Origin of the sequence: Actinoplanes lutulentus (genome assembly GCF_003259845.1) — a bacterium.
Lineage (GTDB): Bacteria > Actinomycetota > Actinomycetes > Mycobacteriales > Micromonosporaceae > Actinoplanes > Actinoplanes lutulentus.
On record NZ_QLMJ01000029.1, the window covers coordinates 1 to 20,591 of the forward strand.

General features: G+C 67.7%; 24 protein-coding genes and 2 tRNA genes. 13 read left to right on the forward strand and 13 right to left on the reverse strand.

Features of this window, described 5'->3' with window-relative positions; all coding sequences use genetic code 11:
• Positions 1–565 precede the first annotated feature (565 nt).
• A complete protein-coding gene (locus B0I29_RS42270) occupies positions 566–922 on the forward strand; it encodes a hypothetical protein (RefSeq protein ID WP_111654819.1) in 357 nt (118 codons plus the stop codon).
• A 262-nt stretch (positions 923–1,184) separates the two neighbouring features.
• Here the strand turns inward: B0I29_RS42270 and B0I29_RS45470 are convergent, their stop codons facing one another.
• Both B0I29_RS45470 and B0I29_RS42280 read right to left on the reverse strand, forming a co-directional pair.
• Positions 1,185–1,832 carry a hypothetical protein gene (locus B0I29_RS45470; RefSeq protein ID WP_146617076.1) on the reverse strand — a complete coding sequence of 216 codons (648 nt, stop codon included), beginning with the start codon at positions 1,830–1,832 and terminating at the stop codon, positions 1,185–1,187.
• A gap of 138 nt (positions 1,833–1,970) precedes the next feature.
• The gene (locus tag B0I29_RS42280) at positions 1,971–2,453 is read right to left on the reverse strand and encodes a hypothetical protein (protein WP_111654821.1); all 483 of its coding nucleotides are present in this window, start codon (positions 2,451–2,453) and stop codon (positions 1,971–1,973) included.
• Positions 2,454–3,093: 640 nt separating this feature from the next.
• Between B0I29_RS42280 and B0I29_RS42285 the strand changes: the two genes are divergently transcribed.
• Complete coding sequence (locus tag B0I29_RS42285; RefSeq protein ID WP_111654914.1) at positions 3,094–3,618, forward strand: pyridoxamine 5'-phosphate oxidase family protein; 525 nt, start codon at positions 3,094–3,096, stop codon at positions 3,616–3,618.
• Between the two features lie 4 nt (positions 3,619–3,622).
• Here the strand turns inward: B0I29_RS42285 and B0I29_RS42290 are convergent, their stop codons facing one another.
• The 5 genes from B0I29_RS42290 to sigK all read right to left on the reverse strand — a co-directional run bounded on the left by B0I29_RS42290 (position 3,623) and on the right by sigK (position 7,968).
• Positions 3,623–4,318 (reverse strand): class F sortase, encoded by a 696-nt coding sequence (locus B0I29_RS42290; RefSeq protein WP_111654822.1) that lies wholly within the window; start codon positions 4,316–4,318, stop codon positions 3,623–3,625.
• Positions 4,315–5,109: a hypothetical protein gene (locus B0I29_RS42295; RefSeq protein WP_111654823.1), complete on the reverse strand. Its 795-nt coding sequence runs from the start codon at positions 5,107–5,109 to the stop codon at positions 4,315–4,317. Before B0I29_RS42295 ends, B0I29_RS42290 begins: the two co-directional genes overlap by 4 nt.
• 11 nt (positions 5,110–5,120) lie before the next feature.
• Entirely contained in the window at positions 5,121–6,587 is a 1,467-nt protein-coding gene (locus B0I29_RS42300; protein ID WP_111654824.1) for a serine/threonine-protein kinase, read from the reverse strand.
• Between the two features lie 65 nt (positions 6,588–6,652).
• Positions 6,653–7,369, reverse strand: a complete 717-nt coding sequence (locus B0I29_RS42305) for an anti-sigma factor (protein WP_111654825.1) — start codon at positions 7,367–7,369, stop codon at positions 6,653–6,655.
• Positions 7,366–7,968, reverse strand: coding sequence for an ECF RNA polymerase sigma factor SigK (sigK, locus tag B0I29_RS42310; RefSeq protein ID WP_111654826.1), 603 nt, complete (start codon positions 7,966–7,968; stop codon positions 7,366–7,368). The genes B0I29_RS42305 and sigK overlap by 4 nt, the downstream gene beginning before the upstream one ends.
• Positions 7,969–8,091: 123 nt before the next feature.
• On the opposite strand from sigK, the gene B0I29_RS42315 reads away from it, so the two are divergent.
• Complete coding sequence (locus B0I29_RS42315) at positions 8,092–8,853, forward strand: class I SAM-dependent methyltransferase (RefSeq protein ID WP_111654827.1); 762 nt, start codon at positions 8,092–8,094, stop codon at positions 8,851–8,853.
• Here the strand turns inward: B0I29_RS42315 and B0I29_RS42320 are convergent.
• Positions 8,821–9,648, reverse strand: a complete 828-nt coding sequence (locus B0I29_RS42320) for a helix-turn-helix transcriptional regulator (protein ID WP_111654828.1) — start codon at positions 9,646–9,648, stop codon at positions 8,821–8,823. The two genes, B0I29_RS42315 and B0I29_RS42320, sit on opposite strands and share 33 nt — an antisense overlap.
• A gap of 102 nt (positions 9,649–9,750) precedes the next feature.
• Here B0I29_RS42320 and B0I29_RS42325 point away from each other — a divergent pair, with 102 nt between their 5' ends.
• Positions 9,751–10,563: an SDR family NAD(P)-dependent oxidoreductase gene (locus B0I29_RS42325; protein ID WP_111654829.1), complete on the forward strand. Its 813-nt coding sequence runs from the start codon at positions 9,751–9,753 to the stop codon at positions 10,561–10,563.
• Between the two features lie 10 nt (positions 10,564–10,573).
• On the forward strand, positions 10,574–10,993 hold the full coding sequence (locus B0I29_RS42330) for an SRPBCC family protein (RefSeq protein ID WP_111654830.1): 420 nt from the start codon (positions 10,574–10,576) through the stop codon (positions 10,991–10,993).
• A gap of 6 nt (positions 10,994–10,999) precedes the next feature.
• On the opposite strand, the gene B0I29_RS42335 is transcribed toward B0I29_RS42330, so the two are convergent.
• The gene (locus tag B0I29_RS42335) at positions 11,000–11,356 is read right to left on the reverse strand and encodes a hypothetical protein (RefSeq protein ID WP_146617077.1); all 357 of its coding nucleotides are present in this window, start codon (positions 11,354–11,356) and stop codon (positions 11,000–11,002) included.
• A gap of 19 nt (positions 11,357–11,375) precedes the next feature.
• Here B0I29_RS42335 and B0I29_RS42340 point away from each other — a divergent pair, with 19 nt between their 5' ends.
• Together B0I29_RS42340 and B0I29_RS42345 are read left to right on the forward strand one after the other, a co-directional pair.
• On the forward strand, positions 11,376–12,191 hold the full coding sequence (locus B0I29_RS42340; protein ID WP_245973179.1) for a hypothetical protein: 816 nt from the start codon (positions 11,376–11,378) through the stop codon (positions 12,189–12,191).
• A 43-nt stretch (positions 12,192–12,234) separates the two neighbouring features.
• Entirely contained in the window at positions 12,235–12,798 is a 564-nt protein-coding gene (locus B0I29_RS42345) for a VanZ family protein (protein ID WP_111654915.1), read from the forward strand.
• Here B0I29_RS42345 and B0I29_RS42350 read toward each other — a convergent pair.
• Positions 12,776–13,891, reverse strand: coding sequence for an erythromycin esterase family protein (locus tag B0I29_RS42350; RefSeq protein ID WP_111654833.1), 1,116 nt, complete (start codon positions 13,889–13,891; stop codon positions 12,776–12,778). The two genes, B0I29_RS42345 and B0I29_RS42350, sit on opposite strands and share 23 nt — an antisense overlap.
• Before the next feature lie 151 nt (positions 13,892–14,042).
• Here B0I29_RS42350 and B0I29_RS42355 point away from each other — a divergent pair, with 151 nt between their 5' ends.
• Positions 14,043–14,339: a putative quinol monooxygenase gene (locus tag B0I29_RS42355; RefSeq protein ID WP_111654834.1), complete on the forward strand. Its 297-nt coding sequence runs from the start codon at positions 14,043–14,045 to the stop codon at positions 14,337–14,339.
• The gene (locus B0I29_RS42360) at positions 14,336–15,082 is read left to right on the forward strand and encodes an AraC family transcriptional regulator (RefSeq protein ID WP_111654835.1); all 747 of its coding nucleotides are present in this window, start codon (positions 14,336–14,338) and stop codon (positions 15,080–15,082) included. The genes B0I29_RS42355 and B0I29_RS42360 overlap by 4 nt, the downstream gene beginning before the upstream one ends.
• Here the strand turns inward: B0I29_RS42360 and B0I29_RS46195 are convergent.
• Both B0I29_RS46195 and B0I29_RS42365 read right to left on the reverse strand, forming a co-directional pair.
• A complete protein-coding gene (locus B0I29_RS46195; RefSeq protein WP_181558259.1) occupies positions 15,069–15,221 on the reverse strand; it encodes a hypothetical protein in 153 nt (50 codons plus the stop codon). The two genes, B0I29_RS42360 and B0I29_RS46195, sit on opposite strands and share 14 nt — an antisense overlap.
• Before the next feature lie 68 nt (positions 15,222–15,289).
• Positions 15,290–16,543 carry an alkaline phosphatase gene (locus B0I29_RS42365; protein ID WP_111654836.1) on the reverse strand — a complete coding sequence of 418 codons (1,254 nt, stop codon included), beginning with the start codon at positions 16,541–16,543 and terminating at the stop codon, positions 15,290–15,292.
• 140 nt (positions 16,544–16,683) lie between these two features.
• Between B0I29_RS42365 and chvE the strand changes: the two genes are divergently transcribed.
• Positions 16,684–17,739, forward strand: coding sequence for a multiple monosaccharide ABC transporter substrate-binding protein (chvE, locus tag B0I29_RS42370; RefSeq protein ID WP_220091579.1), 1,056 nt, complete (start codon positions 16,684–16,686; stop codon positions 17,737–17,739).
• Between the two features lie 2 nt (positions 17,740–17,741).
• Entirely contained in the window at positions 17,742–19,304 is a 1,563-nt protein-coding gene (locus B0I29_RS47645) for a methyl-accepting chemotaxis protein (protein ID WP_111654837.1), read from the forward strand.
• Here the strand turns inward: B0I29_RS47645 and B0I29_RS42380 are convergent.
• Positions 19,301–20,209: a DUF5995 family protein gene (locus B0I29_RS42380; RefSeq protein ID WP_245973180.1), complete on the reverse strand. Its 909-nt coding sequence runs from the start codon at positions 20,207–20,209 to the stop codon at positions 19,301–19,303. The genes B0I29_RS47645 and B0I29_RS42380 overlap by 4 nt on opposite strands.
• A gap of 203 nt (positions 20,210–20,412) precedes the next feature.
• Here B0I29_RS42380 and B0I29_RS42385 point away from each other — a divergent pair.
• Together B0I29_RS42385 and B0I29_RS42390 are read left to right on the forward strand one after the other, a co-directional pair.
• Positions 20,413–20,485 (forward strand) — tRNA-Cys (locus tag B0I29_RS42385).
• A gap of 13 nt (positions 20,486–20,498) precedes the next feature.
• Positions 20,499–20,571 (forward strand) — tRNA-Arg (locus B0I29_RS42390).
• Positions 20,572–20,591: the final 20 nt, after the last annotated feature.

Genomic DNA, 20,591 nt, shown 5'->3' on the forward strand with positions numbered 1-20,591 from the left:
GAGGCGGTACAGGAACACGGTATTCCCTTTCGATCAACTAGCAGCGACCCTAGTCGGCGGCGCCGAGGACAACGGTTCCGCCCGGCTCCCGGTCCAGGCCAGCGGCCAAGACCGGCGATTCTCGAAGCCGCCGCGACCGCACGGGACTCAAACTCCTACCCGCGAACATCTGGATTTGCTGCAGGTCGTGCGCAACCGCAGAGTGAGGAGCTACGCACGGTGTCGGCGAGCCTCGGCTGATCGGGGTGCATATTGCTTGGGGGTGATGCGTGGACCGATGGATCTACGCCAGATCCAACAACTACGTCGTAGCCCTCAGCGCCCTGGGCCTTCGCGTACACCGCAAGATCGTCGACACCGTCGCCCATCGGCCACCCGCCGACTACGCTGATCATCCGCCTAGTTTCGTACTTCGGGGCTGAGCACGGATCGGCCGCTCGGACGTTGATCTGCCGCATTTTCGTGCCGCGAGCCGCGAGCCGCGAGCTGGTCAGCCCGGTGCCGTGAGTGCTCGCCCGCGAGGACCGGAGCGCGCGCTCGCCAGCAACGCCCATAGGATGCGAGGGTGCCGAAACTCGAAATAGCCAGCGACGAGGCTTGGCTGGATTGCCTCGGTGTCTCGCCCAAGGCTGAAGACATATCGGGTGACGAGTACGTACGCGAGTTGCGGATCCCTGTCACGGACGCGGAACAAGTTCAGATCACTTGGGATGTCACCGAGGACAGCGTTCGGGTATGCCACCACCGAGACGGCAGGATCGTGTTCGACCTGTTCCGCGAGATGGCCACTCTGCTGACGGTGGCCAAGACTGGGCTCGGCGCGGAACTCATCATCGAGTCTGGCTCCAACGGCTGGTCTGGGCGCGCCCGAATCCAAGTTTCTCCCGCGGTCTCCATCGAGGACACGCTGCTGCGCTCGTGATACGCACTCATTTACCGCGATCCGGGTGCCTCATGTCTGTCCGGATGCAGACCTCGACACCGTAGTCAGAATTGTCCGGCGCACGCCGGTGGCGGCGGCTACTCGGCAAGGAGCGCGGCCATCAGACCGGCTGTCACACCACTCGGTGTCTGGCCCACGCCGTTGACCTGGTGGAAGAATCCAGGCTGGCTCGAACTGTGGTTAGCCAAGTGGCGCGACCCTGGCAGGGTGCAACGTGCCGATGGTTGACTGGGCGACATGATCAGCCTCTGACCGTGAACTCGCACCAGGTCGACCAGCCCGTCTGCTGCACAGCGCGGACGCGCCACTGGTAGGTCTTACCAGCTGCGACTTCGGCGGTCAGGAGCGGCGAAGTCGAGACGACGATGGTGCTCTGGGAAGCGCCGAGCGGCCGGTACTCAAACTTGAAACCGAATCCGAAATCGTTGAGGTACTCCGCTGACAGCGACGGCGTCGTCGTATAGACGACAACCCGCTGTGCGCCGGGCTCGCAGGCTTTGCGCCCGTCGGTGAGACGCGATCCCAACTCCACCGGTTCCCAGTAGTTTGCCATCCGTTCCGACCATTCCTCTGGTGAGAGAGTTGTCGGCGGATACGAATCGGCGCCCTCGTCCTCGCAGCTCATCAACTCAACGATGCCATCGCGTTCGAGTAATTGATCAACAAGTTCGGCACAAGTCGTCGCCGTAATGCCGGCCATGGAACTGTCGTCGCTGTCCAGACCGCCGGCTCCAGCCGGGACGTTGCCCTGAACCGCCCCGCTTTCCGGCCCTCGCGAGGACAAGACAGACGCACTGACCGTCCCGAACACCAACAGCACGGCACCGAACACCAACACCCCTCGCCGCAGCACCCGGTGAGTTCCACTCGTCCGCACGTCGCTGACCATCGGCAGACCGAGGCCACACTCAACGCAAATGGACCGCGCAGCCGACAACACTCGGTTCACTCATCTAGCCGCTGTCCGCGTTCTGGTCGACTGGCCGCCGCCGGCACGGCAGGTGGTCGACTGTGATGGGGCAAGTTGCTAGACGTATTCAAGCGGACAGTTATGCCTCAGCGAATATTCAGCCGCCTGCTTGAACAGCGCAACGTAGAAGATCAACCGATCCGTGAATGCTTCGGTCAGCGCCATTGGGCCGCTGGGCAGGTCGAGAGGCAGCTTGACCTCCGCCGCCATCGGAGCGATCGCCTCCCGCATGCGCCACGCACTGGCCACTGAAGTCACGTCGGCGAGATTGCTTTTCACTGGAAGTTCGATCAGGCCAGTGAAGTCCGCCGGTACGATGAGCATGGCGCCGAGGGCCTCTGTGTTGCTGTACCTAGCGCACAAGTCCCAGAAATCATTCATGCGCGGCACAAGCTTCTCCTCGAAGTTTTCGGCCGTTGCCATCGCCTTGGGACCAGGGTAAGGCGGCAGGCCCCGCGCAGCGAGCGCCTCGTTGAGAAGGAGTGCGCGCTCGTCCTGCGCCCAGTCCGATGCGCGGATATTGACGAGATAGATGCCCACGCTGGTAACACTACTTAAGGATGTCCGCCTGCCATCGGCCCGAGGCGCTTGTCGAGACATCAAATGCCTTCGGCGGCATGCCATGATCGCGGACGTGACGATCGATCAACCGTGGTTCACGGAAGCTGGACCAGCGTGGTCGAACGGCCGGAGGCAGTCGACGAGGCCATCGCCCGAAATGACGAATAAGCGGGTATCGCTCTGCTCGCTCTTGTGCTCAATTGTCAAGAAGCCGGAGTCGCGCTTCCGCGGATCAAGCAAGCGCTGACATCGCGCAGCGCTCAGACCCGGGCAAACGCCTTGCAGTCGTTGGGCCACGAGGCTCGCCTGCACGGGTCGATCGACCGCGAGTTAGTGAACCGGTTGCGGTGCGCCTTGAGCGGCCGGACTCCACTGCACCGCTCGCAGATCCGTGGTTACGCATTCCATACTGCAAGTGACGTCGGCACGACAGGAATTGCCCCGGTGGATGCACCGCCGGTTTGCGGGCCACGTCGTCCCACGCGCCGATAACGTCGCGAGGGTTTTGCAGCGGTGCACTCTTGCCGGGACCTGCGCGGATTCACCGGCTCGTGCAACGGCTCGTCCACGGAAACAGCCTGCTGGCAGAGCCGGCAGGACCTCCTGGGAGGCTGTGATCATGGTGGTGACGAACCCGTGGTTGGCCGGTCCTAGCCCGACGAAGCGGTTGGAACGCGATCAACTGGAGGGGCGGATACTCAATCTGCTGTCCTCGCAGAACATGTGTGTGCTGGCCACGGTGGGGGCTGATGGCCCGCTCGCTACGCCGGTGCGTTACTTCCACCTCGACTTCACCATCATCTTCACGGCCATGGGTACGTCGCCGAAGATGCGTAACCTCCGCGAGGACCCGCGTGTGTCCGTCGGTGTGTTCGCGCCTCTGGTCGGACAGGCGAGCAGCCGCGGTGCGCAGTTGTTCGGTACCGCTCGGATTCTGGAGCCGGGTGACGCCGGCTTCGAGGACTACTGGTCGGTTGTCCGGTGGCAGTCGGATCATGTGGAACGGTCCCGCGACCTCAGTGATCCTCCCCTCGGGCCTATCGGTGTCGTTCCGGCCGATCGCATCGTCTACACCGAACACTGGCTGCGCAGGGAGGGATACGCGCCGCGGCAGTTCTGGCGTCGAGCCGAGGCGCAGGATTAGAACGCTACGAGGAGGGTTGGCGGGTCGCTGTGTTCAGGGCGGCGAAGACGACGATGTTGTCTTCGTAGTGGCCGGTGCGGGAATCGAAATCGCCGCCGCAGGTGATCAGGCGCAGGCCGGCGTGGTCGATCGGGCCGTAGACGGCTTCGGACGGGAACTTGTTCTTCGGGTAGCGGGTCGTCGCGGTGACCGTGAAAACGGCCGTCAGCCCGTCGGCTCGGGTCACCCGTACTTCGTCGCCGTCTTGCAGTCGCGTGAGCCCCGCGAAGGTGCCTTTCGCACCCTGGTAGTCGACGTGGCCGGCGAGTACGGCCGGGCCCAGGGAGCCGGGTGTGGGTGCTCGCGTGTACCAGCCGACGGTTTCGGCGTCGTCCGGGACCTGCATGGTTCCGTCGGTCTGCAGGCCCAGTCCGATCACCGGCACGTCGACGCGTAGGCGGGGGATCTCCAGACGGGTCGGCTCCGATGTGGGCAGTAGCTCGCCACTGGTGAGAGCCACGGGGTCGCCCGCCGGAGGGGTTGGCACGGCGGTCACCGCCGACGGAACGGCGGCACTCAGCGAAGGACGAGCGGGTGCTTCATCGGGGCGGGCCAGCGCGAAGGCCGCCAGCCCGGTGACCGCCGCGAGCATCATCGCGGCGATCATCGTGGAGCGGCGGCGCATCCGGTGCATCACCGAGGGTCCTCGGCGACGGATCATCGCTCAGTCCTCGGCAGGACGAAAGCACTCCTACGGCTCACGAGCAGCGCGCCCAACGCCACCAGCAGCGCCAACCCCGCGTACCCGACCCAGCCCGCCACGCCCCGGTCCAGAGTGCTGCCGTCGCCGGTCGCCACGCCGCCTACCGGGATGGAGCCCGCCGCCGCGCCCGAGACCATGCCGCACAGAGCCGGGTTCGTCGCCTCCTGCGGGATACCGTTCAACCCCGCTGCCTTCGCCAGCGTCGACTCGCCCAAGGCCTTCATGTCGTACGCATCGTCGCCGTTGGTGTCGATGCCGTGCTGGACGATGTGCAGGTCCTTGAGGTGCGCGACGGTGCCCGCGGGCAGGTCGGCGCTGGCGATGGTGCGGTCGTAGGACAGGACACCCCGTGAATCGGCTACCGGCATCCGGTCCACGGCCAGGCCGCTGGCTCGGGATACGTCGCCCTTGGTGGTGAGGGAGACGAAGATGTCGCCGTAGTCCGGTACGCCCTCCTCGGTGCTGACGTAGCCGTCGCCGTCGGTGTCAGCGGACATGGCGGGACAGTGGAAGTCCATGCCGTCGGCGGAGCCGTGCAGGTGCTGGGCGTGCGGCGAGTCCGGGACCAGGCCACGGGAGCGGATGCTGATCTTCAGGTCGCCGTTGTCGAGGGCGGTCAGCGTGGCGGTGCCGGTCGCGCCCGACTTGTTGAGTTCGAGCAGTGTGACGTGCACGGATTCGCTGGCCATCGCGGGCGCCGGGATCGCCAGCACCAGCAACATCGGGACAGCGAGCAGCAGTCTTCTCATGACGAACTCCTTTAGAACGAAGACGAGAACAGGTCGACCAGCCGCCGTTGAAGGCGTACCGAAGTGGGCCAGTCCTTGTCGGTGACGGTCCAGCGCAGCAGGTATGACGTGTCGCCGGTGACGGCGACGAGGACGCGGCGTTCGTGGCGGACGGTGTCCGAGTCGGGCCGCCAGGTGTACTCCCAGTCGGCGCCGCCGCGCTTGAGCAGCAGGACACCCATGCTGATCCGGGTGTATCCGGGCAGCGCCTCGGCCTTCTCCCGGCTCTGCCAGTAGGCGAGCGGTTCGCGGGTGACGACGGCGGCGACGTTCACGGTGAAGGCGCGCCGGCCTTCCGGGTCGGTGAAACAGACGTTGTTGCCGGCGGCGACCCGCGTCCAGCCGGCGGGCAGCGCCAGGGCGAAACCGGCCGGGTCGCGGAACCAGATCCAGCCGTCGGGAAGCCCGGCCGGGATCCGCGCGGTGGCGGCGGTGACCTTCTCCGGGTCGGGGCCGCAGAGCCCGGGCGGAGAAGGCATGGGTACGGCGGACAGCCGGGTCGCCGGAGGACTGTCACCAACAGTCGCCGGCGGGTCGGCACGGTTCACCGCGCTCGCGGCAGCCGCCCCGCCGATCGCCAGAGCGAGCAGCACCCCCGTGATGATCATCGAGAGGCGCGGCCTGCGCCGCTGCGGGATCTCCACCGAAGGGGCCGACACCTGGGCACGACCCCGGTACGACCCGCTGCTGACCACGGCCCGCAGACGCTGCTCGACCTCCACCGCCGCGGGCCTACGACCCGGGTCCTTGTCCAGCAGCTCCAGCAGCAGCCCGGACAACTCCCCCGCCAGCCTCGGCGGATGCGGCGGCGCCGACAACACCGCCCACAACTGCGCCTCGGTGTCACCACGGGCGAAAGGCGTACGCCCCTCGACCGCCGCGTACAGGGTGGCGCCGAACGACCACAGGTCCGCCGGAACACCCACCTCCTGGTCCGAGAGCCGTTCCGGGGCGATGAAGTTCGGCGAGCCCAGCCGCGGATCCGGCCCGCCTTCGCGGCCGATCGTCGCCAGCCCGAAGTCGCCGAGCACCACCCGGCCGTCGTCGGCGAGCAGCACGTTGTCCGGTTTGACGTCGCGGTGCAGCACCCCGGCGCTGTGCGCGGCCCGCAGCGCGGCCATCACCTGCAGACCGATCCGGGCCACTTCCCGGATCGGCAGCGGTGCGGCCTGCTGCAACGACCGGCCGTCGATGAACTCCATGACGATCCACGACTGCTCGCCGCGCTGGATCACGTCGAAGACCTTCACGACGCCGGGATGGTCGAGCCGCGCCGCGGCCCGAGCCTCCCGGATCGTGCCGGCCGGCACGGTGATCTCCTTGACGGCGACCGTGCGTTGCAGCAGCTCATCGTGGGCACGCCACACCCGGCTCATGCCTCCTGAGCCGATCAATTCGAGCAGCCGGTACCGCTCGTCCACCATGTCCACGCCGGTCATAGCTCCTCCCGAGCCATCGACTGACCGGGATTCGGAGCCGGCGTGCCGCCGGATGGGTGGTTATCTCAAGTAAGTTCCACGAGCGCGTCCAACGGTGCGGACGGCGTGGTCGCGCCGGGTGCCGCCTCCACGGTGACCCCGACCTGGTTGGCCTCGGGCAACCCGTCGATGACCTGCACGGCCGCCGACTGGCCTTCACCGAGCGCACCGGCGGACGACGGTGTCCCGGCCCGGATCGTCCAGGTCTGGTAGACCCGTCCGGCTGCCGGCGCGCCGTCGGCGCTCAGCATGATCACCCCGGCGTCCTGCAGCCGGGAGCTGGCCACGGTGACCCGGCCGCCGCTGTCGAGGGTCTCCTCCCTCAGCACGACGTCGGGCGCGGTCAGGATGGTTCGGACACGGGCTTCCTGAGCAGCGGTCGCCTGCGCTGTGCGTACCCTCTGGTCTTGAATCGTCCACGCGCCCGCACCCGCCGCACCTGCGGCGACCACGACGGCGGCCGCGGCCGCCACCCACATCCGGCGAACCGGCCGGGCGGAGCGGGTGGCAGGGGCCGAGACCTGGCGGGTGTTGCCGATCGCGGCCAGGACGTTGTCACGCAGACCGGGCGGCGGCACCGACCAGGCGCCGTCGGCGAGCCGGGCCGCGGTCTCGCGAAGGTCGTCGGCTTCGAGACGGCAGGGTTCGCATTCGCGCAGGTGACGTTCGAACGCGGCGCGTTCCACGTCGTCGAGCGCGTCGAGGGCATAGGGCCCGACCAGGGCGTGGATCTCGACGCTCATGCCGGCACCAGGCAATCCCGCAGACGGATCAGACCGTCGCGCATCCGTGTCTTCACCGTCGCCAGGGGTACGTCCAGCAGCCGCGAAACCTGCGGATAGGTGTGACCCTGGTAGTAGGCCAGGGTGACCGCCTGGCGCTGCAACTCGGTCAGATCGTCGAGGCAGCTGCGCACCTGCTGGCGTTCCAGCCGGACCGCGACCTCGTCGGCGACCTCGTCGTAGGGCGTGTCGACCGACGCGGCACCGGCGCGCACGGTCCGGTCCGCGGCGGCCTGCTCGGAACGCACCCGGTCGACGGCACGGCGATGCGCGATCGTGAAGACCCACGCCGTCGGCGAGCCACGCTCCGGATCGAAGCGGGCAGCCGTCCGCCACACCTCCACGAGGACCTCCTGAGCGACCTCCTCGGCCTGCGCCGGATCACGCAGCACCCGCCGGATCAGGCCGTAGACCCGCGGCGTGACCAGGTCATAGAGCCGCCCGAAAGCCTTCTCGTCGCCGCGCGCGACAGCTTTGAGCAGCGAACCGGCATCCGGTTCGGGGTTCTCCGGGCTCGCGGGCACCGGTCTCAGGTGGTCTCGCCGGCCGTGCTCTGCCATGGCACTCCTTCCGTCCGGAAGGTTGTTCGGAGCCGCAGCGCTCGCGGATTGGTCAACATTATTCGGTACGCGGTTCGCTAATTGCGGAGCGCGCGATCGTGGTGTCGTGCCACGATGCGCGGCATGTCAGTTCGCGCGTTGAGCTTCGGTGCCGTGGCGCAAGCGTACGAGAAGTTCCGCCCGGGATATCCGGATGAGCTGTTCTCGCTCGTGGCCGATTATGCGAGCGGGCCGCTGGCGACGGCGCTGGAGATCGGCGCCGGGACCGGCAAGGCGACCCGGCTGTTCGCCGGTCACGGCGTCACGGTCACCGCGACCGAACCCGACGACGCCATGCTCGCCGAGCTGCGCAACCACGTGCCCGCGTCGGTCACCACCATCCAGGCCTCTTTCGAGGAACTCGATCCGGGTTCGACGTTCGACCTCGTCTTCGCAGCGGCGGCCCTGCACTGGACCTCTGCCGAGGGCCGCTGGACCCGGGTCGCGTCGCTGCTGAAGCCCGGTGGGGTGTTCGCGTCGTTCGGCGGCCCGATGGATCTCAGCGACGAGGCGGTGGCCGAGGACATGCAACAGGCCCAGGCGCCGTTCCTGGAGTCCGCCGGGTTCCCGTCGCCGGACGGCACCCCACCGGAGGCGGAGATGCAGTGGCCCGGCACCGAGTTGCTGGCGTCCGAGCTGTTCACCGACGTGCAGCAGCACGTGATCGAACGCCGGTTGACGATGACGGCGCGGGATTACGTCAGTCATCTCTCCACGGTCTCGGCGTACCTGGGACTGCCGGTCGACCAGCAGGAAGAGGTCTACCGCCGCATCGAGCAGGTGCTGCCGCCGACGGTCGAGCTGACCGCGGATCTATTCGTCCACCTGGCTCGGCGTACCGCGTAAGGCAGGCGCTGCCCAGCTGGTCAGCAGCCGCAGCTTCTCCTGCGACGGTGAACCGGTGTCCGCGCTGTAGACCACGATGTTCTGCCCGTGCCCGTCGGCGACCTGCAACGTCTGCCAGTTCAGCCGCATCTCACCAACGGCCTCGTGGAAGAACCGTTTCACCCCGTACCGATGCTCGGAGACCCGATAGTCCGCCCACATCCGCGCGAATTCGTCGGATCGGGTGCTCAGATCACCGACGATGCCCGACAACGCCTCGCTGACCGGCGCCGCCCGCAGGACGGCGACCACGTCGGCGGCGATCTCCGCCCAGTCGCGGTACACGATGCGGGCGCGCGGGTTCAGGAACATCCAGCGGGCCGTGTTGCGGTCACCGGCCGGCATCGCGTCGTAATCGTCGAGCAAGGCCTTTCCGGCATGGTTGACGCCGAGGATCTCCAGGTACGGCCCGTGGATGACGGCCGGCACGTCCATGGCGTGGATCATCGACAGCAGGGCGGGCCGGGCCTTGACGGTCGCCGCGGCCGGGGCCGGGTGCAGCAGCGACCTCAGATAGCGGCTCTCCACCTCGTCGAGGCGTAGTGCCCGCGCCACCGCGTCGAGCACCTGCTCGGAGACGTTGCCGACGCGGCCCTGTTCCAGCTTCACGTAGTAGTCGACGCTCACCCCGGCGAGGATCGCCACCTCTTCGCGGCGCAGCCCCTTGACCCGGCGCGGTGCCGCCGGATTCGGCAGACCGACCTCGTACGGGGAGAGCGCCGCCCGCCGCGAGGTGAGGAAGTCGCGTAGTTCCATGCCCTCAGTATCTGGGTGGTACTGGCAGGGCCAGTCAACCCCTTCGTTTCGGTTCTCGGGCGAGCCCTAATGGGAGACGACACCGCAACAAGGGGAGAAAACATGTCCGTCTGGTTCGTCACCGGAGCATCGCGGGGACTCGGCCTCGACATCGTCAACGCAGCACTCGAACGCGGCGACAAGGTGGTGGCGACAGCCCGTGACCCGCGCGCGCTGGAAGAAACCGAGGACCTGCTGGTCCTCCCACTGGACGTCACCGACGAAACACAGGCCGAGAAGGCGGTCGCCGCAGCCGTCGAACGTTTCGGCGGCATCGACATCCTGGTCAACAACGCCGGCCGTGGCCTGGTCGGCGCCGTCGAGGAAACCAGCGACGCCGAGGCCAGGGCGGTCTTCGACATCAACGTCTTCGGCCTGCTCACCGTCGTCCGCGCGGTGGTCCCGGTGATGCGCGCCGCGGGTCACGGCCGCATCCTCAACATCAGCTCAACCGGCGGCGTGGTCGCCTGGGCCGGCTGGGGTGTCTACAGCGCCACGAAATTCGCCGTCGAAGGGCTCACCGAGGCGATGCGGCTGGAATTGGCGCCGCTCGGCATTCAGGTGACATCGGTGCAGCCCGGCCCGCTGCGTACCGACTTCCTCGGCTCGTCGTCGCTGGCGCACGCCGAGCGCATCATCGACGCCTATGCCGAGACCGGCGGGGCGTCGCGTGCCTGGGCCGCCGACAACCACCAGCTCCAGGAAGGTGACCCGGTCAAGGCCGCGGCGGCGATCCTGACCGTTGCCGATCTCGCCGAGATGCCCGCCCGCATTCCGCTGGGCACGTCGACGCTGAGCGACATCCGTACCAAACTCGCCGCGGTCGGCGCCGAGCTCGACCAGTGGCAGGACCTGACCCGCTCCACCGACGTGTAGCTTCACCCCCATGATCGAGGTCGCCCGGGTTTCCGCCGAATCGCACATCGAACCCGCGTTTTTCCACGCCCGCTGGTGCGACCTCGCGACACATCCCGAGTGGAGCGCCAGCATGGAATTCCTGCGACTGGACGAACCCCTCGCGGTCGGCGCCCGCGGCGTCTCAAAACCGAACGGCGGCCGCCAGGCCGCATTCATGGTCACCGCATTGAAACCCGGCATTGTGTACGCGGACACGACGTTCCTGCGCGGTGCCCAGCTCACTGTTCACCATGAGGCGCGGCCGGCGGGTTCGGGCAGCAAACTGGAAGTCCACGCCTATCTCCGGGGCCGCCGGGCACGGTTATGGGCGCGGCGCATGGGCGACGACGTACAGAATTCGCTGGCGACCGACCTGGCCGGCCTGGTGAAGCTCGCCGAGAGTCGCTGACGTTTCTCAGGGGTTCGGCTGGTACCCGCGGCCGCCGGGCTGGGTCTCCATCCATTCCTCCTGGAGCAGCTGGAAGCAGACCCGGACCGGTTCGTAGGTGACCGCGATCAGCAGCAGGGCCGCGGCACCGACCAGCAACCAGGCGGCTCGTGGGGTGGCGGCTTGGCGGGCGGCCCGCCACAGGATCCAGGCGGTGGGCCAGCCCAGCAGTGCGGGCAGCAGGTAGTGGATGAATGTGCCCAGCTGGGGGTTCACCGCGGCGGTGTAGAGCAGGCCGGCTACGGACGGGAAGCCGCACACCACCACCGGCACGAGTAGAGCCGAGAGAAGGATCCCGCCACCTCTTGCTGCACTGCGCGCCATGGCCGCGACAATAGCTTTCGTGAGCACTTCGACCCCCTACGACGACGATCGGCATGAGTACTCGCGCGCGGCACTCGCCCGCCTCGTGCTCGCCCACCGTGCCCGCGGACTCTCCGAGACCGCTGGAAGCCTCACTGTCACCCGCTACGACGCGTACAACGGAGCCGGCAGCCGGGTCAGTGAGGCCACGTCGCTGATCACACTTTCGGAGCGAATCCTCATCAGTGCGGTGATCTACGAGCGCGAACGTGGCAGCTCCTGGGAAGACATCGGGCGGTACCTCGACGTCACCGGCCCGGCGGCGGAAGAACGCTTCGCGGTGGCAGTCGAGGAGTGGCGAACCGCATTCGACGTTCCGTACCGGCTCGACGAGACAGGCCGCAAGCGTGTTCCTCAGCTGCCTACCGCTGCGTACGATCCACGGCGCGTCAGCCGGGATCTCGACCTCTGGGCACAGGTACATCTACTCCTCAGCGACAAGCACGCCGTCAGCGGCGGTCTGGATCCGACCGGCGACGAAGAGCCTCAGCCCGAACCCGTGTGGGATGAGATCGACGGCCGGGTCCAGCTCCACCACCTGGGAACGTTCCTCGCACTGCTGGCCGGTTACACGCACCATGAGCCGGTCGACGAAGGATGGGACGCGGTGACAAAGGCGGTGGAAGCTGGTGGCGACGAGCACGCATACGCCATGGCGGGAGTCTTCGAATCACTCGACATCCGCATGACTCTGGACAGGGACAGCGCCCTGGTCTTCGTCCTCGTCGCCAACGCGCGATCAGCAGATCTGCGCCTGCGAATCAACACCCTCATGGATGCCTTCGACCGGCCGTGACGGGGCCGCCGCCGGGCTCGCACGGGAACGGTTAGATTGCGGCGTGATCAATGGGTGGCACGGCTGGTTCGGGACGTTCAACGGCGTCGTGCTCCTCACGATGATCGCTCTGCCGCTGGCCGTACTGACGGTGTGGGTTCTGGCTCGTCGCCGGACTGCCGCCGGCGATCCACACGCGTGGCGGACGTCGGTGGCCGAGGTCGGCATCGTCTACGGGACCGTGCCGTGGGTGTGGATGATCATGCTGCCGGGTGATCAGGCCGGTGTCGTCTCCGGTCGGGTGAGTCTGGTGCCGCTGCGGGATCTGGTCACGGTCCTCGGCGCCGATCCGCTGACCGTGACGGTGCAGGTGGTCGGGAATCTGCTGGTCTTCGCGGCGCTGGGGTTCTTCGGGCCGATGCGGTTCGCGGCGCTGGCGTCGGTGCCGCGGGTGCTCGCCCTCGCGGCGGGGTGTTCGGTACTGGTCGAGGTCGCGCAGTACGCCCTGCGGCTGGACCGGGTGTCGTCGGTGGACGACGTGCTGCTCAACACCGCCGGCGCCGGGCTGGCCGCGCTCGCCTCACGCCGCTGGTGGCGCACCCCGGCTAGCGTTCGCGCGCGTCCTTGAGGAAGAGAATGCCGTCGACCGCGTTCAGCTGGGCCGGGTCCAGCGCCGCGTAACCGAACCACGGGGACACCCGGGCCGTGAAGTCGCTCCCGGCCAAGGACTTCGGGTCCACGAGGCAGTGGTCCTCCGGGCGGGCGTACAGAAGGGCCTCGATCGTGCCCTCGGGTGGGACGCCCACTCCCCTGTGGTGGATCGTTCCCAGGGCGGTGGTGATGAAGGCGTAGTCGTCGGCCAGCTGCGCCTCGACGATCGCACCGGCGCTCCACCAGCGCACCGGATCGCCGCCCATCCGCATCGAGCTCATCGGGCGTTGCAGGTGGCTGTTGTGGGCGTACACCAGGGTCGGACCCTGCGCGGCGAGGGCCAGGAGATTCGCCGCCATCATCGAGTCGCGTACGCCGAGCAGCTTCGCGATCCGGCTCGGTGACGTGTCGGCCATGCCGTAGTGGTAGCGCAGCAGCCCGATGGCGGTCCGCCCGTACAGGGTCGCCCGATGCCACCGCCCCTCCGCCATCAGCTGCGGCGTCTGCGCCTCGACCAGGGACAGCATTTCGTCGGCGAGCACCCGCAACTCGGTGGCCTCGGCCGTCTGCCCCACCGACTGAGCCGGATCCATCATCGCTGCGGGGTTGAGCCACCGCTCGTCGGCGCCGAGCAGACGATCAAGTGTCTCCAGCGTGCACGAGAACGGCAGATAGCCGTGCAGGGCGGTGAGCGCCTGCCGCGGGCTCGCCGCGCCGGTGATCTCCAGCGGCCCGTCGAAGCCGGCGAACCGCACCTGCTCCGCCGCCGGCCGGCCGTCGTTGTGCTCGCGCATCCAGCGCACCAGGTCCCGGTTCCCGGCGAAGGCACCCCACTCGTGGCTGAACCCGCGCGCCATCACCTCGTCGAGCACCCCGATCCCCGAGGTGACGTAGTCGTCGACCACCAGGCCCATCAGGCAGTCGCTCTCGATCGCGATGATGCGATAGCCCTCGTGCTCGACGAGTTCCCGGAAGATCTCGTTGCGCAGGTCGAGCAGATCGTTCTCGCCATGGGTGGGCTCACCCAAACCGAGCAGACGCGGACGCTTAGGAAGCAGACTCAAGTTCATACCCCTGAACGGTATCGCTGAACGTTCGGTTGACACTTGGCATGACTCTCCCGAAGAAGTTCGGATGAACCCTCAAACCACGTCAGATGCGAGCGCAAACCTGTCCGGCTGACGGGAGACGATCGGGCCCTCGCCGCGTGAGGATCGACGCATGTTCATCGCCATCGTTGATTTTCAGACCTCGGCCGCCGACCGGCCCGCCGCGCTCGCACAGCTCGACAAGGAACGCGACGAGGTCCGGGCCATGCCGGGCAACCTCGCCTTCCGGATCTACGAATCCCGGGAGGACCAGCACCACGTCACTCTGGTCCACGAGTGGACGGACGAGGCATCCTTCGCCGGCTATCAGGCTTCTGAGTCGTTCGTACGATCGGGCGCTGTTCTGCGGCCGCTGATGACCGGGGCGCCGACCAGCCGGCGATTCCGGGCAGAGATCCTGGAGGTATGAGCCCGAAGGCGTACAGCTTCGTCCGCACGTTCCCGCGGGAGCCGCCCCGGGACCTGCGGGTCGATCAGCACTATCTGCTCTGCGCCTCGGACGGTGCGCTGCGGCTCGAAGCCGACGGACAGGCCTGGCTCCTGCCGCCGGCCCGGGCCGCGCTCATCGAGGCGGGCCGGGCCATCCGGGTCAGCATCCCGCAGCCGGTGACGACCGCGTCGGTGCTGTTCGACCCGGCGTTCGTGCCCGCGCCGCCGAGCGCCCTGACCGTCTTCGACCTCAGCCCGCTCGCCCGGGCGCTTCTGCACGAATGCGGGAGCCACGGCACCACCGAGGAGCCGTACGCGGAGACGCTGTTCGGCGCGCTCGCCGCCGTCACCTGGCGGCTCGCCGAGTCGCCCAGCCCGGTCGTCGTCCCGGCGGGGCGATCGCCGGAACTCCGCGACGCCATCACGCTGACCGAACAGCGGCTCGGCGAGCACATCAGCTTCGAGCAGATCGCGTACGCCGTCGGGCTGGCGCCACGGTCGCTCGCCCGGCGGTTCGAGGACGAGACCGGGATGACGTGGCGGGCCGTTCTGCGGCGGATGCGGGTGTTGCGGGCCATCGAGGAGCTGGCCGCCGGGGACACCCCGATCACCACTGTCGCTTTCGGGGTGGGTTACACCTCATTGTCGGCGTTCAATGCGGCGTTCCGGCAGCTGACGGGCCGGACGCCGACCGATTACCGAGCGAGTTTCACGAACGGCTGACCTCGTTGTCGACGTCGTCGCATGCGGTCCGGCCTGCGACGGACTGATCGCAGACCGGTTCCGACGAACTGGACGACGGGCAGCCGGCCAGGGCCAGCGTCGTCACGCCGGCCACGGCGATGGCAATGATGATTCGCATCCCCACTGAATCTCCCCCGTCGATTCTGCCTATTGGCGAGTCACGATATCCGCACGGCGAAACGCGTACTAAAAAAGGGGTTGAAGTATCTCGTGGACGTAGGTGTTCGGGTGCTGGCCGGTGAAGCGCTCCGCGCCCGGGCCGAAAGCCGTGACCGGAACTGATTGGCCGGTGTGGCTCTTGGTGGTCCAGTCGACGAAGAACTGGAAGTCGGTGCCGTGCACGGGGAACGGGCCGTCTTCGTCGACGGACTCGTCGGCGGCGTCAACATCCTCGATCGCCAGGCCACCGGTCTCGTGATCGCCGGTCACCACAACCAGGGTGTCGCGGTGGTTCGCGGCATATGCCCGGGCGACCGCGACCGCTTTGTCCAGTTCACCCATGGCCTGCAAGGTGCGGCGGGCGTTGTTGTTGTGGGCGAACTCGTCGACCGCCTCCTCCTCGATGAGCAGGAAGAAGCCGTCGCGGTCGGCGGACAGGTTCTCCAAGGCCTTCTTCGTCATGGCCGACAGGCTGACGACGGGGCTGTAGATGTCGCCCGCACCCTCGACACGCTGCTGGAACATCTCCTGGTTGGCGAAAAGGCCGAGCAGTTTGCCCGGGCGTGCGGCGGCGAGCTGCCGCGGCGTGGAGACGTACTGGTAGCCGGCCGCCTTCGCCTGATTGATCAGGTTGCCCTTGGTGCTGCGGCTGCCCTCCGCAGGGTCTTCGGCGGGCTGGTCCGGGTACGCGCCGGGGGTGCCCGCCGGCAGCCACCAGTCCTCACCGCCGCCGAGGATGACGTCCGGTTTTGATCTCTCCAGGTATTGACGGGCGATATCGTCCTGTGCGGCCCGGTCGACCGCGTTCGAGAAGAATGCCGCGGGGCTGGCGTCGGTCACCTGGGCGGTCGTCACCAGGCCGGTCGCCTTGCCGGCGGCTTTCGCCTGCGCGCCGAGGGTGGGCAGCGGGTTGCCGTCGGTGTCGACGCTGATCGCGCCGTTGTAGGTGGCCACGCCGGTCGCCCAGGCGCTCGCCCCGGCCGCCGAGTCGGTGATCGCCGTCTCGGGATCATCGGGGCTGGTGGTGAGCTGACCCGAGTACGGCAGCTGATCCATCACCAGCCGGCCGTTCAGACCCGCGTAGAACAGGCGGGCGGCCTCGCGGTGGGCGGCGGCCATGCCGTCGCCGTTGATGAAGATGACGTTGCGTGCGGCGGGCCGGCTGCGGCCCTGCTGTTCGGCAGTGGCGTCGGTGACCGGGTTGATCAGGATCAGACCGGCGGCGGCTATCAGGCCTGCTACCACGGGTGCGGCCAGCCAGCGTGCGGAGCGAACCAGCATGTCTTTCCCCCTTCAGGGCCTTCTCTGGCATCTATGCGAGTAAACGCCCGGTGCCACAAGAACGACAGCTGACACTAAATCCGGGCGATTCGCTGCCGATCAGCAACCCAGCGGAAGCGGTACGAATCCCGGAGGCACGGGTGTTCACACGGTGGGCGGTTCTGGTCACGACGGCGGCCCTGATGACGGCGACGGCCGGGTGCGGCAGCGAGGAGACCGCGGTCTCCGCCCCGGAGCGCGGCATCGTCGGGCTCGCCATGCCGACCAAGGCGTCCGAACGGTGGATCGCCGACGGCGAGAACATGGTCAAGCAGTTCGAGTTGCTCGGGTATCGCACGGACATGCAGTACGCCGATGACGACGTCGACGTTCAGGTGTCGCAGATCGACGACATGATCACGGCGAAGGTGAGCGCTCTGGTCGTCGGGGCGATCGACGGGACGGCGCTGAAGAGTGTGCTGGCAAAAGCAGCAGGTGCCGATATTCCCGTTATCGCCTATGACCGGTTGATCCGGGACAGCGGCGATGTCGATTACTACGCCACGTTCGACAATTACAAAGTCGGCGTCGAGCAGGCCACGTCGATTGTTGACGCGCTCAAGCTGAAGAACAACGATAAGTCGTACAATCTTGAGCTTTTTGCCGGCTCCCCAGACGACAACAACGCCACGTTCTTCTTCAACGGCGCGATGAGCGTTCTCACCCCGTACATAAAAAAGGGTCGCCTCGACGTGCGCAGCGGCGAGACGAAATTCGCCGAGGTCGCCACCATGCGCTGGGACGGCGCCGTGGCCCAGAAACGCATGGCCCGCATCCTGAAACAGGGTCACCAGGTCGACGCCGTCCTCTCCCCCTACGACGGCATCACCCGCGGCATCCTGACCGCGTTCGGGACGAAGAAACTGCCGGTCATCACCGGCCAGGACGCCGAACTCGACTCCGTCAAACTCATCGCCTCCGGCAAGCAGACCGAGACCGTCTACAAGGACACCCGGGAACTCGCCAAAGTCGCCGTCCAGATGACCGACGCCGTGCTCAGCGACGAAGAACCCATGATCAACGACACCGAGCAGTACAACAACGGCGTCAAGACCGTGCCCACGTTCCTGCTCCAGCCGGTCAACGTCGACAAGTCCAACTACAAGCGGGTTCTCATCGACGGCGGCTACTACACCGCCGCTCAGATCGGAGCGTGACGATGTTCAGCGACACCCCGGTCTGGGCGAAGCTCACCGGCCTGGTCACGGCCGGTCTGCTCGCCGTCGGCACCTGCGTCGGCGTCACCCTGTACACCAATCACGTCGCCGCGGACACCGCCGACAAGCTCGCCAACCTCAACAACGCCAGCACCCTCGTGCTGCGCCTGGACCGCATCGCCGGCGACCTCAAGGTCAACGGCCTGCAGTCGATCACCCGCGATGATCCGTCCGCGCAGACCACCCTGCTCGAAGCCGACCTCACCGAGGCGAACACGCTGCTCACCGAACTCGCCGCTGTCGCGCTGCCCAGCGAACTCGACGACGCGGTCGGCCGGATCCAGACCGCGTACACCGATTACAGCGACGTCATCGAACGCTTCGTCGCCGGCGCCGAGGCCGACCAGGACGGTGCCCGCCTCGCCTGGGAACAGATCGACGTCGACAATTACCTCACCAGCGCGGTGCTGGCCAACGAACGCGCCCTGTTCGCCGCCACCGTAGCCGCCGCCGAAGGTGACGCCGCCTCCAGCCGCGACCGCGCCCAGATGATCCTGCTCGGTACCGCCCTCGCCGCCGCATTGCTGCTCTGCGTACTGGCCCGCATCATCGTCACCTCGATCACCCGGCCGCTGCTGAAGGTGCGCACCGCGCTGCGCGCGATGGCCGGCGGCGACCTCACGGTCACCGCCGACGTCACCTCCGGCGACGAGGTCGGTCAGATGGCGCGAGCTCTGGACGAGGCACAGGGCAACATGCGTACGGTCGTCGCCCAGGCCGCCACGTCGGCGAGCACCCTGGCGACCGCCGCCGAGGAGATGACCTCCGCGGCCGGAGCCATCGCCGACACCGCCCGGGGCTCGTCCGAACAGGCCCGCGGCGTGTCCGACACCGCCGCCGAGGTCTCGTCGAACGTCGGCGCGGTTGCCGCCGGCGCGCAGGAGATGTCCGAATCCATCCGGGAGATCTCGCAGAGCACCGCCCTGGCCGCCGAGGTCGCCGGTCAGGCCGTCGCGGTCGCCCGCTCCACCAGCTCACACATCGACAAGCTGGGCGCGTCGTCCGCCGAGATCGCCAGCGTCGTCAAGGCGATCACCGCGATCGCCGAGCAGACCAACCTCCTGGCTCTGAACGCCACCATCGAAGCCGCTCGCGCCGGCGACGCGGGCAAGGGTTTCGCGGTCGTCGCCGGCGAGGTGAAGGACCTCGCCCAGGAGACGGCGAAGGCCACCGAGGACATCACCCGCCGGGTCGCCGCCATCCAGGCCGACACGGCCGGCGCGGTCGAGGCGATCAGCCAGATCACCGCGGTCATCGAGCAGATCAACGACCACCAGGCCACGATCGCGGCCGCGGTGGAGGAGCAGACGGCGACGACCGCCGAGATGAACCGCAGCATCACCGCAGTGGCCGACGGCGCCGGAGACATCGCCGGCGGTGTCGAAGGCCTGGCCTCCGCGTCGGAGCGGACCACCGCCGGCGCGGCACAGTCCCGGCAGGCGATCGGCGAGCTGAGCTCGATGGCCAACGAACTGCAGACGCTGGTCGCCCGCTTCCGGGTCTAGACCTTCACCGGTGCTTTCGGCTGACGGCGGCGGACCTTGCGCCACACGTTCCTGACCGGGGCCGTCACCGTCAGCCACAGCACCCGGACGATCCCGGCGCCCCGCAGCAACGTCTCCCCCGCGATCGTCGCCGCCCGGTCCATCAGCGTGCACGCCTGCAGGAAGTCCTTCTCGTTGTCCTTGAGCTCCCACAACCGCTCGGCCTGCTCCCAGGCCCACGCCCGCGTGGTCCGCACCAGAACCCGCTGACTCCAGTCGTCCACCTCACCCACACACCGGTCGATCTCCATCTGCCAGGCGTTCGCGAACCGGCGCCGCAACGGCGGAATCTCCTTGTAGAAGATCCGGTTTACCAGCAGATAATCCGGATGCTGCGGCCCGTCCCCGATGTAACCCAGCCGCTCCCACGTCGCGATCAACGCCAGCGCCAGATCATGGTTGATGTGCGCGTTCACGCCGAGCACCGCGGCCTCGAGCGTGCTGATCTCCTCCTGGTGCGAACGCCGGAACAGCACCTCCCAGGCGTCCGGCGTGTCGATGTCCGGCGTGCCCCACGACGCGAGCGCCTTGAAGTACAGCCGCGCGAACTCGACGTCCAGCACCTCGAGCCACCGCCTGTCGGTGACCTCCTTGCCGCCGAGATGCGCCTCGACCTGCTCGGTGATCGTCAGATAGAGCGTGTTGAACTGCCCGATCCGGCTCTTCTCCGGACTCGGTGGCAACTGGTTCAGCAGCAGCTGCAACTCCTTGAGCCGCGCCACCACCCCGGCGATGTCCTCCGGCGGCACCCGGCACGCGTCCGCCATCTCCTGCGCGACCGGCGTCCACCCGTTGACCGCCCCGCCACCCGTGTATCCCGTCAGCTCCTGCCGGCACTCCCGCAGCCGCGCAGCGCTGGCCCCCACCTGATCACGATCGAAATCCACGCCTCATGGTCGACCCCAGCACCCCCTGTCCACATTCGATTTTCGTCATCAGCGAAGTCGGATTCACGACTTTCAACACCAACCCCAAGATCAAACCCCTTTTTCCGTACGCGCAACCGCGCCGGTCGCCGGAAATCGGTCGCCTGGTTTTGATCAACTTCGGTACGATGCCGGACAAGGTGGGACCCGTAGCGCAGCGGCAGTCGCGCCGCCCTGCAAAGGCGGAGGACGCCGGTTCGAATCCGGTCGGGTCCCACCCCTTGCCAGGTGGCCGGTAGCGCAGAGGTCGACGCGCCGAACGTCTCATTCGGAGGACGCCGGTTCGAATCCGGCCCGGTCACCCCGCAGCAGCCGAGGTGGA

What these genes read in the sequence shown, in the direction of transcription:
- B0I29_RS42295 (WP_111654823.1), bottom strand. Translation starts at nt 5,109, where the DNA reads ATGAGAAGACTGCTGCTCGCTGTCCCGATGTTGCTGGTGCTGGCGATC.
- B0I29_RS42290 (WP_111654822.1), bottom strand. Translation starts at nt 4,318, where the DNA reads ATGATCCGTCGCCGAGGACCCTCGGTGATGCACCGGATGCGCCGCCGC.
- B0I29_RS42350 (WP_111654833.1), bottom strand. Translation starts at nt 13,891, where the DNA reads ATGAACTTGAGTCTGCTTCCTAAGCGTCCGCGTCTGCTCGGTTTGGGT.
- B0I29_RS42320 (WP_111654828.1), bottom strand. Translation starts at nt 9,648, where the DNA reads ATGGAACTACGCGACTTCCTCACCTCGCGGCGGGCGGCGCTCTCCCCG.
- B0I29_RS47645 (WP_111654837.1), top strand. Translation starts at nt 17,742, where the DNA reads ATGTTCAGCGACACCCCGGTCTGGGCGAAGCTCACCGGCCTGGTCACG.
- B0I29_RS42335 (WP_146617077.1), bottom strand. Translation starts at nt 11,356, where the DNA reads ATGGCGCGCAGTGCAGCAAGAGGTGGCGGGATCCTTCTCTCGGCTCTA.
- B0I29_RS42330 (WP_111654830.1), top strand. Translation starts at nt 10,574, where the DNA reads ATGATCGAGGTCGCCCGGGTTTCCGCCGAATCGCACATCGAACCCGCG.
- B0I29_RS42300 (WP_111654824.1), bottom strand. Translation starts at nt 6,587, where the DNA reads ATGACCGGCGTGGACATGGTGGACGAGCGGTACCGGCTGCTCGAATTG.
- B0I29_RS42305 (WP_111654825.1), bottom strand. Translation starts at nt 7,369, where the DNA reads ATGAGCGTCGAGATCCACGCCCTGGTCGGGCCCTATGCCCTCGACGCG.
- B0I29_RS42355 (WP_111654834.1), top strand. Translation starts at nt 14,043, where the DNA reads ATGTTCATCGCCATCGTTGATTTTCAGACCTCGGCCGCCGACCGGCCC.
- B0I29_RS46195 (WP_181558259.1), bottom strand. Translation starts at nt 15,221, where the DNA reads ATGCGAATCATCATTGCCATCGCCGTGGCCGGCGTGACGACGCTGGCC.
- B0I29_RS42285 (WP_111654914.1), top strand. Translation starts at nt 3,094, where the DNA reads ATGGTGGTGACGAACCCGTGGTTGGCCGGTCCTAGCCCGACGAAGCGG.
- B0I29_RS42365 (WP_111654836.1), bottom strand. Translation starts at nt 16,543, where the DNA reads ATGCTGGTTCGCTCCGCACGCTGGCTGGCCGCACCCGTGGTAGCAGGC.
- B0I29_RS45470 (WP_146617076.1), bottom strand. Translation starts at nt 1,832, where the DNA reads ATGGTCAGCGACGTGCGGACGAGTGGAACTCACCGGGTGCTGCGGCGA.
- B0I29_RS42360 (WP_111654835.1), top strand. Translation starts at nt 14,336, where the DNA reads ATGAGCCCGAAGGCGTACAGCTTCGTCCGCACGTTCCCGCGGGAGCCG.
- B0I29_RS42315 (WP_111654827.1), top strand. Translation starts at nt 8,092, where the DNA reads ATGTCAGTTCGCGCGTTGAGCTTCGGTGCCGTGGCGCAAGCGTACGAG.
- B0I29_RS42325 (WP_111654829.1), top strand. Translation starts at nt 9,751, where the DNA reads ATGTCCGTCTGGTTCGTCACCGGAGCATCGCGGGGACTCGGCCTCGAC.
- sigK (WP_111654826.1), bottom strand. Translation starts at nt 7,968, where the DNA reads ATGGCAGAGCACGGCCGGCGAGACCACCTGAGACCGGTGCCCGCGAGC.